Raw genomic sequence first — 18,175 nt, forward strand, 5'->3', positions numbered from 1 at the left:
GAACTGCGGGGTCTCCATTGGGTTCGCTTTTCCCGAAGGATTTTAGAATAAGCTTCCCCGAGTTTACACGTACGAAAGAAATGCGAATCCATTTTCGAGGATCTCGTGCCTCCATTCCAATCAACAAGGATCAATCTTTAGCTTTTCACACAGCCTTATTTTAACAGAATTGCCGCGCCTCTTTCACGCAACGGCTTTTTTGAAAAGAAAAAACAGAGGATCTTAGATTCCCTGCTTTTTTAGGCTTAGCTATACGGTTGTTTGCTGGGATTTCATAAAATCCTTGATTTCCCGAATTCCTTCTAATGATTCAACCAAACTGGAAGGGTCGATCAATGTGATCAGCCTCGTATCCAGATTGGCCACCCCAGTGAAATAGCTTGTCTTCTGGTAAGCTAGCAAACCAGGCTGTTTTAGATTTTCTGATGGTATATCCAGAATCTCCCTCGCTTCATTTACAAGAATCCCAAATGACAGCTCATCGGTTTGAAGCACGATCATTCTCGATGTTTCATTTTCTTTGAGTGAGCGGCCGTATAAAATGTTCTCAAAATCAACAACTGGAATAAGATCATCCCTAACTTTAGCCATTCCTTTTACATAATTCGGCAAATGCGGAATAGATGTAATGCCTTCCACTTTTTCAATTGAGATGACAAAAGGAATTGGAATGGCATATTCCTCTTTCCCTGTCCGGAAAACGACAACTTTATTAATTTCAGTCATTCCATACCCTCCTCTGACAACACATATGTATATAACTAATATATCACAGCCATTATTTTCTAACTAGTCCAAATGAACCATGTCTGCAGATTGTGTGAAACACATAAAAAGAGAACCGCTATGGGTTCCCTTTTCAAACATTAAGCTGACACTTCTTCGATAATGGCAATGACCATTTCAGCCAGCTTATTCAGCTCTTCTATTGGCATGCGCTCATTTGTTGTATGAATTTCTTCATACCCTACAGCAAGATTGACCGTCGGGATGCCAAAGCCTGCGATAACGTTGGCATCACTGCCGCCGCCGCTATGAAGCAGCTCAGAAGTGCGGCCTATCTTTGCGGCTGCTTTACGTGCTATCTCAACTACATGGTCGCCCTCGCCAAATTTAAAGCCAGGATACATAACCTGAACATCAACTTCAGCTCTTCCGCCCATTTCTTCCGCAGCACTTTCGAATGCTTCTTTCATCTTGGCTACCTGCTGTTCCATTTTTTCCGGAATTAAGGAACGTGCTTCAGCAAGAATATCAACGTGGTCGCAAACGATATTCGTCTGGTGTCCGCCTTCAAAGCGTCCAATATTGGCTGTTGTCTCTTCGTCAATGCGCCCTAAAGGCATTCGGGAAATGGCTTTAGCTGCCATAGTAATTGCTGAAATGCCTTTTTCAGGCGCAACCCCTGCATGTGCCGTTTTCCCAAGGATTTCTGCCTTTACCTTAGCTTGCGTTGGGGCTGCAACAATGATGTTTCCAACTTTTCCGTCACTGTCCAATGCGTAGCCGTATTTTGCCTTCACAAGAGATGGATCAAGCGCTTTTGCTCCTACAAGGCCGGACTCCTCGCCGACTGTAATAATGAACTGGATTGTTCCATGGCCGATGCTCTGCTCTTTTAATACTTTGACAATTTCAAGCATTACCGCAAGGCCAGCCTTGTCGTCTGCTCCCAAAATGGTTGTTCCATCCGTAATTACATATCCATCCTTGATGGAAGGCTTAATGCCTTTTCCTGGGACCACTGTATCCATGTGAGAGGTGAAATAAATAATATCAACGCCTTCTTTTGTTCCCTGAAGGGTGCAAATCAGGTTGCCGGCACCATGTCCTGTATGGGCAGTTGTATCATCTTCGTAAACCTCAACGCCAAGATCCCTGAATTTTTTCTTTAAAACTTTCGCGATTTGAGCTTCATGTTTGGTTTCTGAGTCAATTTGCACGAGTTCCAAAAATTCGTTTAACAAACGTTCTTCATTAATCATTTATGTACAAACCTCCAAATTAAATGCTTACTAGGCAAGTATAACTCCAATATTTATGCACAGCAAATTAGGAATACCCCTATAAAGGGATATTTCCATGCTTTTTATTAGGCCTTGTTTCTTTTTTATTTCGCAGCATATCAAGAGCCTGAATTAATTTGATTCTGGTTTCACGCGGATCTATTACATCATCGACCATGCCTCTGCTTGCTGCAACATATGGATTTGCAAACTTTTCCCTGTATTCTTCTATTTTTTGTGCCCTTGTAGCTTCAGGATCATCACTATTTTGAATTTCCCTTGCGAAAATAATGTTGGCTGCACCCTGAGGACCCATTACGGCAACCTCTGCATTCGGCCATGCAAACACAAGATCTGCACCAATTGATTTACTGTTCAAGGCAACATATGCTCCGCCAAATGCCTTTCTTAAAATAACAGTAAGTTTTGGGACAGTTGCTTCTGAGTAGGCATAAAGAATTTTTGCGCCATGTCGGATAATGCCGCCATGCTCCTGCTTAACGCCTGGGAAAAAGCCCGTAACATCCTCAAAGGTAATAAGAGGAATATTAAAAGAATCACAGAACCGGATAAATCTTGAGGCCTTATCGGAGGAATCTATATCAAGGCCACCTGCCATTACTTTCGGCTGATTGCAGACAAGTCCCACTGTTTCGCCCTTGATTCTCGCTAATCCCACGACAATATTTTTAGCAAAATCCTGCTGGACCTCCATGAACGTATCCGCATCGACAACCTGCTCAATCACCTTTCTTACATCATAGGGGCGAAGGGCATCGAAAGGAATTACATCCGTTAAATCCGGGCGGTAATCATCGTCTTCATCTCTTTTTGCCACTGGCGGCTTTTCCTCATTATTTTGCGGCAAGTAGCTTAATAGCCTGCGGACCTGCTCAATGACTTCTTCTTCAGACTCTCCCCTAAAGTGCGCATTTCCGCTAATGGTATTATGCACCTTGGCTCCTCCGAGATCCTCAGGCGAGATTTTTTCCCCTGTTACCGTTTCAATGACCTTAGGGCCAGTGATAAACATCTGGCTTGTCTTTTCCACCATGAATACGAAATCTGTAATGGCAGGAGAGTATACTGCCCCTCCGGCACAAGGACCCATGATGACAGAAATTTGCGGAATCACTCCCGAGTAAATGGAATTCCGGTAGAAGATATGGCCATACCCGTCTAATGAAACTACACCTTCCTGGATTCTCGCTCCACCGGAATCATTCAATCCTACAAATGGCGCTCCATTCTCAGCAGCCAGATCCATAACATTTGCTATCTTCTTGGCATGCATTTCCCCAAGTGCCCCTCCAAAAACAGTAAAATCCTGAGAGAATAAGAAGATTGGCCTTCCATTTACTTTTCCATAACCAGTTACCACACCGTCGCCTGGGCCTTTCTGATTTTCAAGCCCAAAATCTGTACTGCGGTGTTCTATAAAAGGATTCAGCTCAACGAATGTTCCAGGATCGACTAGCAAATCAATCCTTTCACGGGCAGTAAGTTTCCCTTTTTCATGCTGTTTTTGAATACGTTCATCTCCGCCGCCCAGCTCAACTTCCCTGCGGCGATCGTATAACTCATTAATTTTTTCATAAATGTCTGCCATGCTTATTTCAATCCTTTCTTTTCGCAAAGTTCATATAGAATGCCACCCGTTGATTTTGGATGCATAAAGGCTACCTGGGCACCGCCCGCTCCAGGCTTTGGTTTATCCTGCAGCATTTTGATCCCTTTATCCTTCATTTCATTAATTCTATCCTGGATGCTGCCAACACCAAGAGCCACATGGTGAAGGCCTTCTCCCCTTTTTTCAATGAATTTGGCAACAGGACTTTCCTGGCTTGTCGGCTCCAATAACTCAAGTTTTGTTTCACCAGCTTTAATAAAAGCAACCTTTACACCCTGGCTCTCCACTTCCTCAATACCCAGGCACTCGAGCTGTAAAGTTTCTGTATAAAATGGAAGCGCTTCACCAAGGGACCTGACAGCAATTCCTATATGGTCTACCTTCTTTATCAATTAATTCCCCTCCTATATTGTCGAATTCTTGTATAATTTCACTCCCGAAAAAGGGCAGTTTTAAGGTCTATCAATTAAATATTCGTTAAAAATGTCGAAATTCCTTTTATAAATTGAGCGGTTGTTCAATTTGATTATTCTTAGTAAAATGATAGTAAGAAATTCGGACGAGGAGGCATAGAAATGTCTAATAAAAAGCTGATGAAAGTGGTTGTATATCTAATGATATTTGCAATGCTCGCATCCACCCTCATTATGGGGATGGCAATGTTTTTTTAAAGAATAATATAACCTGACCTGATGACAGGTTTTTCAAGCGAGAAGTGATTGGCAGCTTCTCGTTTTTTGTTTTACATTCTTTCCTCTTAAATCCGGACAGCTATTCTTGCTAATCTAGTATGTTTTAGGCTTTGCTCGATAAATTTTCTCTTTTTATCTAACAAGTTTACTAATTTATCTAGCAAAATTAAATTTTTTCTGGCACTTGTTAACAATTTGCATTGGCAGTCAGCCTTGCGCAATTAAAGGGCTGCACCCATTGGGTGCAGCCCTTTATTTTAAAACCCCTTATTCTATTGCGCCATAATCCCTGCCAAGCTCCTCAAAGCTTTTGGATGAAGTAACAACCAGGACCTTTGTCCCGATCGGAACATATTCATAAAGCGATTCCACAGCCTCATTCTGCATTCTTATGCATCCCTGGGATACGTATTTGCCAATGGAAGAGGGATCATTCGTTCCATGAATGCCATAAATTCTTCCATCAGTATCTGCAGCATCAAAGCCGATCCATCTTGTTCCAAGCGGGTTTTTCGGATCTCCGCCTTTAATATCTTTCTTCCGATAATAGGGATTAGGAGCCTTTACGGTTACTGTAAAAAAGCCTTCAGGTGTAAGGTCCTCCGTTTTCCCGGTTGCAGCCGGGATGACCGTCTGTACCTTGTGATCCTGAATAAACGCTACCTCGTTTGTCTTTTTATTTACGATTAATAATGGATCCCCAGGCAGCGGGTTGGGCCCCAGCGGCCAGATGGGGGAAAAAATAAAAAACAAAATGGCTGCTGCAAACTTAAGCATGCAAATTCACGCTCCTGTTCATTTCCTTTAGTTTGCTTCAGCAGGTTTGCTTTGATTCATCTCCTTATCCTTTAACCCTTTAAAAGAACTTTTAATAATTAAGTATTGCTCCATTTCTTTAACAAAGTGAAGAAGGGCTGCTCGCGCCTCGAATTCCTCCCTTGTCTTTGGAAGTTCCATGTCTTCAAATGAAATCCTCATCCGATACAGCTTTTCAAGAAATTGAATAGCTGTGTTGCCAGGGTGGATATGCTCTGACAATTCTTCGATAAAATCAGCTATCATCTCTCCCTGTTCCACTGTAAGGGAAATAGAAGTTACACTTGGAAGAACACGTTCAATAATTTCGAATTGCTTCTCCCGCATCTTAAAATAGTTATAATATAAATTTTCATTTCTTAGGAAATGATTTTCGACATCCCTGAAGGCAAGCGTTTTTGCCTCATTGATCAGTTCCATTGTTTCTGTAATCTCTTTGCCGTCCCAAGTACTCTCATTCGTGCGCAAATAATGGACAATTTCGTCGAATATGATTTTAAAGTTTTCCTCAATTTGAAGGCGGTACTCCTTTAGTTTGGTTTCAAGGCTAGGCATATAGAGGTTTGCAACAAGTGCCACCCCAATGCCGACAGTAATGATGCCCAATTCATTTACTAAAAGTTCTTTTGTTACCTCTCCAGCAGAATAAATATGCAGAATGATGACCGAGCTGGTAACAATTCCATCACTGACCTTCAGCATGACAGCTGCAGGAATAAAGAACAGCAGAAGCAAACCGATTATAAGAGGATGGTACGCCAGCCCCTCAAAGAGCAGAGAAGAGAAGACCATTGCCATTAAACAGGCAAAAAAACGGTCCCATGAGGCACGCAATGATTTTTTCTTTGTTACTTTTATGCAAAGGATGGTTAGAATGCCTGCTGAAACATAGTTATCCAGCTGCATCATCTGTGCGATCATAATGCTAATGGATGTCCCCACAGCAGTTTTAATCGTTCTGTAGCCGATTTTGTATTTCATATAGTCAAACTCCTATGTTTATCACCAATTTAAGTTCCATTAACGGCAAAGAAGATGATCATAATGACCATCTTCCTCCATAAGCATATATCGATTATAGCATCTTTTGCAAGAAATCCCTTGCGCGGTCACTGGCTGGATTAAAAAAGAATTCTTTTGGCGCTGCATCTTCAACCAGTACTCCTCCATCAAGGAAGAGAACCCTGTCGGCTACTTCGCGTGCAAATCCCATTTCGTGGGTAACAATCGCCATCGTCATTCCCGTATGGGCCAGCGCCTTCATAACCTCCAGCACTTCCTTTACCATTTCGGGGTCAAGTGCAGATGTTGGTTCATCAAACAGCATTACATCAGGCTGCATGGCAAGAGCTCTTGCAATCGCTACCCTTTGTTTTTGACCTCCCGATAACCGGCTTGGATATTCATGTGCTTTAGCGGACAAGCCTACTTTCTCCAAAAGTTCAAGGCCGTTTTTTTCTGCTTCTTTCCTGGAAATCCCCTTTACTTTTACCGGTGCATAGGTAAGATTTTGCAGCACCGTTTTATGAGGAAATAAATGAAAATGCTGAAAAACCATGCCGACATTCTGGCGTACTTTCATAATATTGGTGCTATTATCTGTAATATCCTGTCCATTAATAAATATCTGGCCATCTGTCGGGACTTCCAGCATATTGATGCAGCGGAGAAATGTGGATTTCCCAGAGCCGGATGGACCTATTATAGCAACCACCTCACCATCCTTAATGGTAGTTGTAATACCTTTAAGCACTTCAAGTTTTCCAAAACTTTTATGCAAATTTTCAACTTTAATCACTTCGTCTCATTCTCCTTTCAATCCCTTTGCCAAGCAAAGTCAGGATCATGACCATAATATAATAGATCAAACCGGCAATCAGAATCGGCTCAAAATAAGAAAATTTCTCTCCCCCGACAATATAAGCTCTTCGCATGACATCCGTAACTCCGATAACCGTCACGATCGCGGATTCCTTTGTAAGGGTAATAAACTCGTTCATTAATGCCGGCAGAATATTTTTCATCGCCTGAGGCAGAATAATGTCCATCATTGCTGGCCTGTATGGAACGCCAAGTGCCATCGCAGCTTCGCTTTGTCCCTTATCAACTGCGAGGATTCCTGCCCGGATGATCTCCGAAATATAGGCAGCCGAGTTAAGCCCAAAAGAAAGAACCGCTGCAGTTGATGGATCAATTTTATAGCCAATCAGCTGAGGGGATCCATAGTAAATCAGCATAAGCTGAAGTACTAGAGGGGTCCCTCGAAAAATGGATGTATACGCATCTGCAATCCATCCAAGAAATTTAAATCTGCTAATTTTAAAGAAAGATAGTATGATGCCTAATATAAATCCCAATATTGCTGCAAGGGAAACGATTTGGAGTGTAACTCCGATTCCCTTTAGTATATATGGAAGGGAGGGAATGAATTGCTGAAAATCCAGATTCACTTTCTTTCCATCCTCTCTTAGTAAATTTTTTGCTAAGGTTAAGAATAAAGCGTCCAAAGGAAGAATGCCTTGGACGCCAATTCCCATAAATTATTTATTATCAAACCATTTAACGATAAGCTCTTCCAATTCGCCATTTTCTTTCATCTTTACAAGTTCAGCATTAAACTCTTCAGCCAGGTCGCTTCCTTTAGGGAAAGCAATAGCAGAGCCCGCTTCATCTTCATCTTCTTCGATTGTAAAGCCGGCAAGGTCTTCATTCTTTTCAAAATATCCCTTTGCAACAATGTCCTCAATGATCGCAGCATCAAAACGGCCTGCCATGATCTCCTGAATCAATTCAGGGATTCGGTTACGGTTTTCAACTGTCAAGTCAACTGTTTCAGCAATCTCTTCCGCTTTATCCGCTTGAATGGAAGCAAGCTGCACTCCCACTGTTTTGCCATTCAAATCTTCCAGAGATTCAATGCCGCTGTCTTTTTTAGAAACAATCATATGGCTTGCTGTATAATACACATCACTGAAATCGACATTTTGCTTGCGTTCTTCCGTTGGGGTCATACCCGACAGCACAAAATCTACCTGGCTAGTTTCCAAAGCAGGAATTAACCCGTTAAAGTCCATATCTTTTACTTGTACCTCATAGCCTAGCTTTTCGGCAATGGCCTTAGCCAAATCCACATCAAACCCGATAATTTCTTCACCTTTAGCAGAATCTACATATTCAAAAGGCGGATAATCAGCTGAAGTGCCCATGGTTAAAACCTTTTTATCTGAACCCTTTTCACTTGATTCATTGGCAGTGCTGCTTTCCTCGCTTGTGCCGCATGCGGCCAATAAACCAACTAAAAATATACTCATAGCTATCATGATGATTTTTTTCATTTTGTTTTTCCCCCTATATAGTCTGAATAAAATCTACAAAACTATTAATAATTATTCACTAAAATGAATTTTAACACATTTTTATATTTATGCAATATGATTTTTAAATATTGAATTAATGTTTTATTTTTCAGATAAATCAGCACAAAAAAAAAGCCCCATTAGCGGGGCTTCTCCTATATTATAGCTCTTCGCAATATTTATCGTATGCATCCTGCAACTTTTGGACAACAGCCATTGGCTCATGCCCTTCAATCTCATGGCGTTCAATCATGGTGCATAATTTTCCATCTTTGAGCAATGCAAAAGAAGGAGAGGAAGGCGGATATCCAGTGAAATAAGATCTTGCTCTTTCCGTTGCTTCTTTATCCTGGCCGGCAAACACCGTCACAAGATGATCAGGGCGCTTATCATAATGCAAAGAATGGGCAGCAGCCGGACGGGCAATTCCGCCTGCACATCCGCATACTGAGTTGACCATTACAAGTGTAGTCCCTTTTTTATTAAGGGCCTCATCCACTTCCTCCGGTGTCTTTAATTCTGTATAGCCAGCCTGCCCGATTTCCTGGCGAGCCTGCCTGACAACATCATTCATAAATAAATTGAAATCCATATTCATGTACAATCTCTCCTCTGCAAAGTAAAGTTAATCACTATATACATAATACCAATACAGGAACAAAATTTACAAACAAGTCAATTTTCCGCAAAAAAAGTTTAGCTTTCGGATTACGGGGAATGATAAAAGTACAGCTAGATCCATACCCCTAAACTCCCTAGATTCGCCAGTGCCTTTTATGCACTGGCTTTTTTTTGGTGATATGCCAAAACAAAAGCTACCCTTTCCAGGCAGCTCTTGATCTATCTTTTTGAATAGATATTAAATAACTCTTCAACAGCTGAGGTAACTGTCCTGTTCCCGGATATAACTTCGTTTTCTATTTTCGGAAGCAGCGGTTTTACGCCTGGGTGATAGAAAAAGCTGAACTGCAGCTGATCCATGATCATTGAATGAATCCATTGTTTGGTCTGCAGCCTTCTTCTTTCCTCAAAAATGCCTGAGCGCTTGGTTACATCCTCAAAATTTTTTATGACTTCCCAAATCTCTTCAATGCCCTCATTTAACGCTGATGAACAAGTATAGGCTTTTGTCTGCCATCCTTTGGTTGCCGGCTGAAGAAAATGAAGAATGCGATTGTATTCCGATTTCGTCTTCTCTGCCAATTTTTTATTAAGGCCATCCGCTTTATTCACAAGCACTGCGTCAGCCAATTCCATAATGCCTTTTTTCATTCCCTGCAGCTCATCCCCAGCCCCTGTTAAGGTCAAAAGCATAAAAAAGTCAACCATATCCCTAACAATGACTTCACTTTGTCCGACACCAACCGTCTCAACCAGAATCACATCAAATCCTGCTGCTTCGCATAGAAGCATAGTTTCCCTTGTTTTCCGGTGGACTCCGCCAAGCTTTCCAGCAGATGGAGAAGGCCTTATAAACGCATGAGGGTTTCTGGAAAGCCTCTCCATCCTCGTTTTATCGCCAAGAATACTTCCACCGCTTAAGCTTGAACTTGGGTCTACAGCCAGTACGGCTACTTTCAGTCCCGTATTGCATAGGAAAGTTCCAAAAGATTCAATAAATGTACTCTTTCCCGCTCCGGGTACACCCGTAATGCCAATTCGGACCGAGTTCCCTGAATGGGGAAGAAGCTTCTGAAGCAGCTCCTGAGCATGGCGAAAATGATGCTCCGCATTGCTCTCGATCAGAGTTATGGCACGGGCAAGCAAACTTCGCTCACCCTTCAGGATGCCTTCTTCAAGAACGTTTAGATCAGGGAGGGAGGGGGACTTTTTTTGAAATCTCCCTTTTTTCACAAATGGATGTGATGATTCCCCCGTTTCCACTCCTTTGCGCACCATACTTGTAAAATGGTCTGATTTCTTTTCATCAAACCATTCGGGCTTCTTATCGGTCATTTACTGGGTCACTTCCTCATATCCAAGACGGCTGTAAATTTCTCTGATAACCTTTTGGGCTGCAACTGGAATCACAGTACCCGGACCAAAAATGGCAGAAGCGCCATGCTCATATAAATAATCGTAGTCCTGTGCCGGAATGACCCCCCCAATGACAACCATAATATCTTCCCTGCCCAGCTTTTTCAGTTCTTTTACAAGCTGAGGCAGAAGTGTTTTATGGCCGGCTGCGAGTGAACTGATTCCAATTACATGAACATCATTTTCAACAGCCTGCATGGCTGTCTCTTCAGGCGTTTGGAAAAGAGGGCCGATATCTACATCAAAACCGAGATCGGCAAATGCGGTTGAAATCACCTTTGCTCCCCTGTCATGGCCATCCTGTCCCATCTTGGCAATTAATATTCTTGGACGCCTTCCTTCATTTTCAAGGAATTCATCTGTCATTTGTTTTACCTCTGAAATCTCTTCTTCATTTGAAAAAGCTGAGCTATAAACACCGCTGATTGAACGGATAATCGCTTTATGACGGTTTGCAACCTTTTCGATTGCTTCCGAGATTTCACCGAGCGTTGCCCTCACCCTTGCTGCCTTCACAGCCAGTTCAAGCAAGTTTCCTTCACCTGTTTCCGCTGCTTTTGTAATGGCATCCAGGGCATCTATTACTTTCTCGTTATCACGTGATGCTTTCAGCTGCTCCAGCTTCTCGATTTGCTTTAAGCGGACAGCAGTATTATCAATATCCAAAATTTCAATCGGATCTTCTTTTTCCAAACGGTATTTGTTTACGCCAATAATGATTTCCTTGCCTGAATCGATTTGCGCCTGCCTTCTGGCTGCCGCTTCTTCTATTCTCATTTTAGGCAATCCTGTTTCAATTGCTTTTGCCATACCGCCCAGATTTTCTATTTCTTCTATATGCTCCCATGCGCGCTTGATTAACTGATCAGTCAATGCCTCTACATAATAAGAACCGCCCCATGGATCAATTACATTGGTTATCCCTGTTTCTTCCTGAAGATATAGCTGGGTATTCCGGGCAATGCGGGCTGAAAAATCAGTCGGCAGCGCAATAGCCTCATCCAATGCATTCGTATGAAGGGATTGTGTGTGGCCCATTGCCGCTGCATGGGCTTCAATAAGTGTCCTTGTCACATTATTAAAAGGATCCTGCTCTGTTAAGCTCCATCCCGAGGTTTGGGAGTGTGTTCTGAGTGCCATCGATTTGGGATTTTCAGGACTAAAGGTTTTCATCATTTTTGCCCAAATATAGCGGGCTGCCCTCATTTTTGCCACTTCCATGAAGTAGTTCATGCCAATTGCCCAAAAAAACGAAAGCCTTGGTGCGAATGAATCGATATCAATTCCGGCTTTAAGTCCTGTTCTTACGTATTCAAGCCCATCTGCCAGCGTATAGGCCAACTCAATATCAGCTGGTGCTCCCGCCTCCTGCATATGGTAGCCAGAAATACTGATGCTATTGAACTTAGGCATGTATTTAGATGTATATTCAAAAATATCAGCAATAATTTTCATCGACATTTCAGGAGGATAGATATATGTGTTCCGCACCATATATTCTTTTAAAATATCATTTTGAATCGTACCCGATAGCTTTTCCTGGCTGACTCCCTGTTCTTCCGCCGTGACGATATAGAAGGCCATGACCGGCAATACGGCACCATTCATCGTCATGGATACAGACATTTTGTCTAAAGGAATGCCATCAAAAAGTGTTTTCATGTCAAGGATGGAATCAATGGCTACTCCAGCTTTCCCTACATCCCCTACCACTCTTGGGTGATCGGAATCATAGCCTCTATGTGTAGCCAGATCAAAGGCTACTGATAAGCCCTTTTGCCCCATGGCAAGATTGCGTCTATAAAAAGCATTGCTCTCCTCAGCTGTTGAAAATCCAGCATACTGGCGCACGGTCCACGGCCTGTTTACATACATGGTTGAATATGGGCCCCTCGTATAAGGAGGGAGTCCTGGCTTATCGTTAAGGTGCTGCAGGTCTTTAAGGTCCTCCTCTGTATACAATGGCTTAACCATTATCTGCTCATTTGTTTCAAAAAGAAGATCATCAATAGATTCATTGATTTCCAGCTCTGCTTTGCTCTTCCAGTCATTTTTTGCTGCTTGTTTTTCCTTAGAAATGTCTATGCTTTTAAAGTCCGGTTTCTTGGCCACTGCTTGCCACCTCCAATTCATTGAGCATACCTGAGAGAGTTTCATAGCAATTGCTTTTTATATGGATAAATCCTTCAATGCCTGCTGCTGCAAAATCCTTCTTTTTATTCTCTTCAGGAAGTCCAGCTAAATAGATGGCTGCATCCGGGAAAGCTTCTTTAACATGCCTAATAATAGGAAGAGCCATGCTGTCATATTGATCATTGGAACCGCAAATAAAATAGTGCCTGCAGTTTGATTCATGAATAAAAGCTTCTGCAGCGGCATGATCTTTTATAGGAGCACTTTTAACTGTCTTAATGCCGCCAGGAGCCAGAAAGCCTGTAATAAAATCAGCACGGGCCTTATGATCCTTAAGAGGTCCCAGACAGATCAGGCCAGCTTCTGGGTGAATGCCCTTCCTCTTTAAATTTTCGGATGCCACACGCAATCCTTCAAAGGATTCTGAAAGCCGAACCTGGGAGATTCGCTTGATAGCGGAGCTATCATTATCAATAGCTTCATTTTTAACTTGAAGCGGCTTATCATCCGGATTGGCATAAATATTCGTTCCGATGATGCTCTGTTTTCTTGTATGGATATCTTGTATCTTCTTATGAATGACTTGTGAAATTTGATCCTGGACCCAGCCAGATTTTATCGTTTCTGCCATTCCGCCCCGCTCTTCAATCTCCAGAAAAAGGGTCCAGGCCTTTTCTATAAGTTCATTTGTCAGATGTTCTATATACCAGGAACCGCCTGCTGGGTCAGAAACCTTTAGCAAATGAGCCTCTTCCCTTAAAATAAGCTGCGTGTTCCGTGCTATGCGGTCCGAAAAAGGAGAGCTTCCTTCAGGTTCATTAAACGGACTAACATGAAGGTACTGGACGCCTCCTAAAACCGCTGCAAACGCTTCATTCCCGGCTCTCAGCATATTTACATATGGATCATATGCTGACTTGGTGAAAAATGAAGTTTCAGCGGAAATTACCATTTTTCCGGTATCTTCTGCAGCTCCGTATGCACTTGCCACTTTGCCCCATAAAACCCTTGCGGCGCGAAGTTTGGCAATCTCCATAAAGAAGTTTGATCCAATGGCAAACTTGAATACTACTTTAGGCAAAATATCGTTAATGTGCTGCCCTTTTTCAAGGAAATATTGAAGATGGTTTACTCCGGCTGCCACGGCAAAAGCAAGTTCCTGAACGGCATTGGCACCACCATTGTGATAAACAGCAGCATTCACCATAACCGTTTTCAGCTTGGGCATTTTTGCTGCTGCCATGCTGATTGTACCAGCCCACAGATCATAGAGTTCATCGATTGAGCGATCGTTCGATTTTGATGCAGCAGCAATTGCAAGTGGATCCCTGGCGATGTATCCTGAGATTCTATCGCTTTCCTCCAATTTTGCAAGTTCCTCAATCAATAACTGCTGATTTTGATTTGCCTCAAGACTAAAAGGATATTCTTTATAAAGAATTCCAATAGCCTCCCTTATCTCCTTGGGATTTTTTAATTGATCCGGCAGGAAAGCCAGTGCCGTCTGCCCTTTTCCTACTGCATCATGGAGCTTTTTTGACAATTCCTCTGAAGTGGCGGCACTAATTTTCTGTGCTACTTTCCACTCTTCTGACAAATACCCGGATGCATGCGATCCCCTTCTGAAATCCGCTTTACCTGGATACTGTGATAAGGCACCTGCCTCCACATCTTCTTTCAAATAAAGCGGTTTCAATTTTATGTTTTCATATGTATTTCTGCACAAAGATTCAACAGGCTTTCCTTTAAGCGCTTTTTCTGCATTTTGTTTCCAATCTTCCAATGACTGTTCCGGGAATCTTTCTTCCATCATCTTTTTTAATGACATAATAAGCTGCCATTGCAACTGACAGCGTTCCCCTCCCCTCATTAATAAATAAGGCTATTACGGACTGCTAATAGAGCAAAGGCCGTAATATTCAATTATAATAAAAATTCAAAATTCTCATATAACCATTTTAGTATACATATGGGAAACAAGCAATGAACATTGGCCTCATTTAGGATTTGTATTGCTGCAAATAAATTAACCGCTGCCCGGACTGGGCAGCGGTTAATTTAATATTAGTATACAGATGTATTTTCCTTGGATGTATTCTCCAGAATTTCTTTCACTCGCTGCAGGAAGCGCCCGCAAACAAGGCCGTCCAATACACGGTGATCGAGTGACATGCAAAGGTTAACCATATCACGGACAGCAATCATACCGTTGCTCATGACAACCGGACGCTTAACGATTGATTCAACCTGCAATATTGCTGCTTGAGGGTAATTGATAATGCCCATTGATTGGACAGAACCAAATGAACCTGTATTATTGACTGTGAAAGTGCCGCCCTGCATTTCAGCTGAGGTTAGCTTTCCAGTACGGACCTTTACTGCCAAATCATTGATCTCACGGGCAATGCCTTTGATTGTCTTTTCATCTGCCGCTTTGATGACAGGAACGAATAAAGCATCATCAGTAGCAACAGCAATGGAAATATTAATATCTTTCTTCTGGATAATCTTATCGCCTGCCCACATGGAATTAATTTGCGGGAATTCCTTAAGGGCCTGTGCAACAGCTTTTACAAAGAAAGCAAAGAATGTAAGGTTGAAACCTTCTTTTTGCTTAAATTCACCTTTAATGCTATTCCGGTACTCAACAAGATTGGTTACATCCACTTCCATCATCGTCCAGGCATGAGGAGCTTCATGCTTGCTGCGAAGCATATTTGCAGCAATAGCTTTGCGGACTCCAGTTACAGGGATTTCAACATCCCCAGGCATTACAGGGATATTAGGTGCAGGTGCCGCCTGTTTGGCTTGTGCAGCCGGCTGGGCAGGAGCTGCAGCAGCTGCTGGTGCTTCTGCCTTTTCCGGTGCCGCTGGTGCTGCGTCAGCTGTTGGGATATTCCCTGACTCAATGATTTTCATGAGGTCTTTGCGGGTAATGCGTCCGCCTCCTCCTGTACCAGTTACCTGATTTAAATCAATGCCATGTTCCTGTGAGAGCTTCAATACAGCAGGAGAATAGCGAACGCCTTTAGGGCTGTCTGCCGTAGCAGGAGCCTTTGAAACAGAAGCTGCATCGTTTCCGCCTGATTCTGCAGGTTCTGCCTTTTCTTCTGCTTTAGGCTCGGATTCTGCTGGAGCTTTTTCACCGCCGCCTTCAGTTTCAATCGTCAGGATAACCTGCCCCACTTCATATGTTTCACCTTCTTCAGCGATAAGTTCTTTGATTACGCCTGTGAAAGAAGATGGTACTTCCGCATTTACTTTGTCTGTCATTACTTCTGCAAGCGGGTCATATTTATTTACTTTATCACCAACGGAAACCAGCCATTTGCTGATCGTACCTTCTGTTACACTCTCCCCAAGCTGGGGCATTTTAATTTGCTCGATAGCCAATGGGTATACCTCCTTCTAGCTTCCCGCGAGGCGGGATATGCAGACCTTGAAGCTTTTTTCTAAACTTGTCTGCTTTTTTCCATTTTTTATTAGTTGGACAGCCGTTCTATTAAAATTCTGCCAATTCACGCATTGCTTTTTCTACTTTATCCGGATTTACCATGAAATATTTCTCCATTGTCGGAGCGTATGGCATAGCAGGTACATCCGGGCCTGCAAGCCTCTGGATTGGTGCATCCAGTTCAAACAGGCAATTTTCTGCGATAATGGCTGAAACTTCGCTCATTATGCTTCCTTCCTTATTGTCTTCGGTTAGAAGCAGGACTTTTCCTGTTTTTGAAGCGGCTTCAATAATCGCTTCTTTATCAAGCGGATAAACTGTTCTTAAGTCCAGGATGTGTGCAGAGATTCCGTCTTTTGCCAGCCTTTCAGCAGCCTGAAGGGCAAAGTGTACACATAGGCCATAGGTGATGACAGTGATATCTTCACCTTCACGCTTAACATCTGCTTTGCCAATTGGCAGGACATAATCATCTTCAGGAACCTCACCCTTAATCAGACGGTAGGCACGCTTATGCTCAAAAAACAATACTGGATCTTCATCGCGTATAGCAGCTTTCAATAACCCTTTTACATCATAAGGAGTAGAAGGCATAACAATCTTTAATCCAGGCTGGTTCGCAAAAACTGCCTCAACAGACTGGGAGTGATAAAGTGCGCCATGGACACCGCCGCCATATGGTGCACGAATGACAATTGGACAGTTCCAGTCATTATTTGAGCGGTATCGGATCTTTGCTGCTTCAGAAATAATTTGGTTTACAGCCGGCATGATAAAGTCGGCAAACTGCATTTCAGCAATTGGGCGCATGCCATACATCGCAGCACCGATTCCTACACCGGCAATGGCAGATTCAGCAAGCGGCGTATCAATCACGCGGTCCTCGCCGAACTTTTCATATAAACCTTGGGTTGCTTTAAAAACTCCGCCCTTTTTACCTACGTCTTCACCTAATACAAAAACCTTTGAATCTCTTTCCATTTCCTCGCGGATTGCCATAGTTACGGCATCGATATAAGAAATTACAGCCATATTCTCTCCCCCTTACTGTTCAGCATAGACATGCTTCAATGCAGATTCCGGCTCTGCATATGGAGCATTTTCAGCATAATCAGTTGCTTCATTTACCAATTTCATTACACGGTCATTAATCTCTTTTTCCAGTGCATCATCCATTACTCCAGTTTCTTTCAAATAAGCACCAAAAGTAATAATAGGATCTTTCGTTTTCGCTTCTGCCACTTCATCAGGAGCACGGTAGCTGCGGTCATCATCATCAGAAGAGTGAGGAGTCAAACGGTAAGAGATTGTTTCGACCAATGTAGGCCCTTCTCCACGGCGTCCTCTGTCTGCCGCTTCTTTTACAGCTTTATATACTTCAAGCGGGTCATTTCCATCTACAGTAATACCAGGCATGCCATAGCCAATGGCTCTGTCAGAGACATTTTCGCAGGCAAGCTGTTTTTCAATTGGAACGGAAATCGCATACTTATTGTTTTCACACATAAAGATTACAGGAAGCTTATGAACGCCGGCAAAGTTGGCACCTTCATGGAAATCTCCCTGATTTGAAGAACCTTCGCCGAATGTTACAAAGGTTACTAAATCTTTTCCTTCAAGCTTGCCGCCAAGTGCTACACCAACAGCATGCGGCACTTGGGTTGTAACCGGTGAAGACCCGGTTACTATATTATTTTTCTTTTGGCCAAAGTGTCCTGGCATTTGGCGTCCGCCGGAATTTGGATCTTCCGCTTTCGCGAAGCCTGATAGCATCAGCTCTTTTGCAGTCATTCCGAATGTCAGAACGACACCCATATCACGATAATATGGAAGGACATAGTCTTTTTCCTTATCAAGAGCAAAAGCAGCACCTACTTGTGCAGCTTCCTGTCCCTGACATGAGATAACAAATGGGATTTTGCCAGCACGGTTCAGGAGCCACATACGCTCATCAATACGGCGTGCCAATAGCATCGTCTCATATATTTCGAGAACTTTCTCATCACTTAAACCTAATTCTTTATGACGGTTTTCAGCCATATAAACAACCT

17 protein-coding genes are annotated in these 18,175 nt (G+C 42.7%); 1 reads left to right on the top strand and 16 read right to left on the bottom strand.

Annotation, left to right across the window (positions count from 1 at the left end; all coding sequences use genetic code 11):
• Positions 1-249: 249 nt before the first annotated feature.
• The 4 genes from L634_RS0113610 to mce form a co-directional block, all read right to left on the bottom strand.
• Entirely contained in the window at positions 250-726 is a 477-nt protein-coding gene (locus L634_RS0113610; protein WP_026582926.1) for a chemotaxis protein CheW, read from the bottom strand.
• A 140-nt stretch (positions 727-866) separates the two neighbouring features.
• Positions 867-1,985 (bottom strand): tripeptidase T, encoded by a 1,119-nt coding sequence (locus tag L634_RS0113615; RefSeq protein WP_026582927.1) that lies wholly within the window; start codon positions 1,983-1,985, stop codon positions 867-869.
• A gap of 79 nt (positions 1,986-2,064) precedes the next feature.
• Complete coding sequence (locus L634_RS0113620) at positions 2,065-3,615, bottom strand: acyl-CoA carboxylase subunit beta (RefSeq protein WP_026582928.1); 1,551 nt, start codon at positions 3,613-3,615, stop codon at positions 2,065-2,067.
• Positions 3,616-3,617: 2 nt separating this feature from the next.
• Positions 3,618-4,028, bottom strand: coding sequence for a methylmalonyl-CoA epimerase (mce, locus tag L634_RS0113625; protein WP_026582929.1), 411 nt, complete (start codon positions 4,026-4,028; stop codon positions 3,618-3,620).
• A 183-nt stretch (positions 4,029-4,211) separates the two neighbouring features.
• On the opposite strand from mce, the gene prli42 reads away from it, so the two are divergent.
• A complete protein-coding gene (prli42, locus tag L634_RS33415) occupies positions 4,212-4,307 on the top strand; it encodes a stressosome-associated protein Prli42 (protein ID WP_157452401.1) in 96 nt (31 codons plus the stop codon).
• Positions 4,308-4,595: 288 nt separating this feature from the next.
• Here the strand turns inward: prli42 and L634_RS0113635 are convergent, their stop codons facing one another.
• From L634_RS0113635 to L634_RS0113690, 12 genes are all read right to left on the bottom strand, one after another.
• Entirely contained in the window at positions 4,596-5,105 is a 510-nt protein-coding gene (locus L634_RS0113635) for a L,D-transpeptidase (protein WP_026582930.1), read from the bottom strand.
• Between the two features lie 27 nt (positions 5,106-5,132).
• Positions 5,133-6,125, bottom strand: a complete 993-nt coding sequence (locus L634_RS0113640; RefSeq protein WP_026582931.1) for an aromatic acid exporter family protein — start codon at positions 6,123-6,125, stop codon at positions 5,133-5,135.
• Between the two features lie 94 nt (positions 6,126-6,219).
• Complete coding sequence (locus tag L634_RS0113645; protein ID WP_026582932.1) at positions 6,220-6,942, bottom strand: amino acid ABC transporter ATP-binding protein; 723 nt, start codon at positions 6,940-6,942, stop codon at positions 6,220-6,222.
• Entirely contained in the window at positions 6,935-7,594 is a 660-nt protein-coding gene (locus tag L634_RS0113650; protein ID WP_026582933.1) for an amino acid ABC transporter permease, read from the bottom strand. The genes L634_RS0113645 and L634_RS0113650 overlap by 8 nt, the downstream gene beginning before the upstream one ends.
• A 90-nt stretch (positions 7,595-7,684) precedes the next feature.
• The gene (locus L634_RS0113655; protein WP_026582934.1) at positions 7,685-8,479 is read right to left on the bottom strand and encodes a transporter substrate-binding domain-containing protein; all 795 of its coding nucleotides are present in this window, start codon (positions 8,477-8,479) and stop codon (positions 7,685-7,687) included.
• Positions 8,480-8,660: 181 nt separating this feature from the next.
• Positions 8,661-9,098, bottom strand: a complete 438-nt coding sequence (locus L634_RS0113660) for a BrxA/BrxB family bacilliredoxin (RefSeq protein WP_026582935.1) — start codon at positions 9,096-9,098, stop codon at positions 8,661-8,663.
• A 242-nt stretch (positions 9,099-9,340) separates the two neighbouring features.
• Complete coding sequence (meaB, locus tag L634_RS0113665) at positions 9,341-10,456, bottom strand: methylmalonyl Co-A mutase-associated GTPase MeaB (protein ID WP_026582936.1); 1,116 nt, start codon at positions 10,454-10,456, stop codon at positions 9,341-9,343.
• Complete coding sequence (scpA, locus tag L634_RS0113670; protein WP_026582937.1) at positions 10,457-12,649, bottom strand: methylmalonyl-CoA mutase; 2,193 nt, start codon at positions 12,647-12,649, stop codon at positions 10,457-10,459.
• Positions 12,627-14,516, bottom strand: a complete 1,890-nt coding sequence (locus tag L634_RS0113675; protein WP_332249048.1) for a methylmalonyl-CoA mutase subunit beta — start codon at positions 14,514-14,516, stop codon at positions 12,627-12,629. Before L634_RS0113675 ends, scpA begins: the two co-directional genes overlap by 23 nt.
• A 218-nt stretch (positions 14,517-14,734) precedes the next feature.
• Positions 14,735-16,063 (bottom strand): dihydrolipoamide acetyltransferase family protein, encoded by a 1,329-nt coding sequence (locus L634_RS0113680; protein ID WP_026582939.1) that lies wholly within the window; start codon positions 16,061-16,063, stop codon positions 14,735-14,737.
• A 109-nt stretch (positions 16,064-16,172) separates the two neighbouring features.
• Positions 16,173-17,156 (bottom strand): alpha-ketoacid dehydrogenase subunit beta, encoded by a 984-nt coding sequence (locus L634_RS0113685; protein ID WP_026582940.1) that lies wholly within the window; start codon positions 17,154-17,156, stop codon positions 16,173-16,175.
• Positions 17,157-17,168: 12 nt separating this feature from the next.
• Positions 17,169-18,164, bottom strand: coding sequence for a thiamine pyrophosphate-dependent dehydrogenase E1 component subunit alpha (locus tag L634_RS0113690; protein ID WP_026582941.1), 996 nt, complete (start codon positions 18,162-18,164; stop codon positions 17,169-17,171).
• Positions 18,165-18,175 lie beyond the last annotated feature (11 nt).

It is taken from the genome of Bacillus sp. J33 (assembly GCF_000518885.1).
In the GTDB taxonomy this organism is placed as follows: Bacteria; Bacillota; Bacilli; order Bacillales; family Cytobacillaceae; genus Cytobacillus.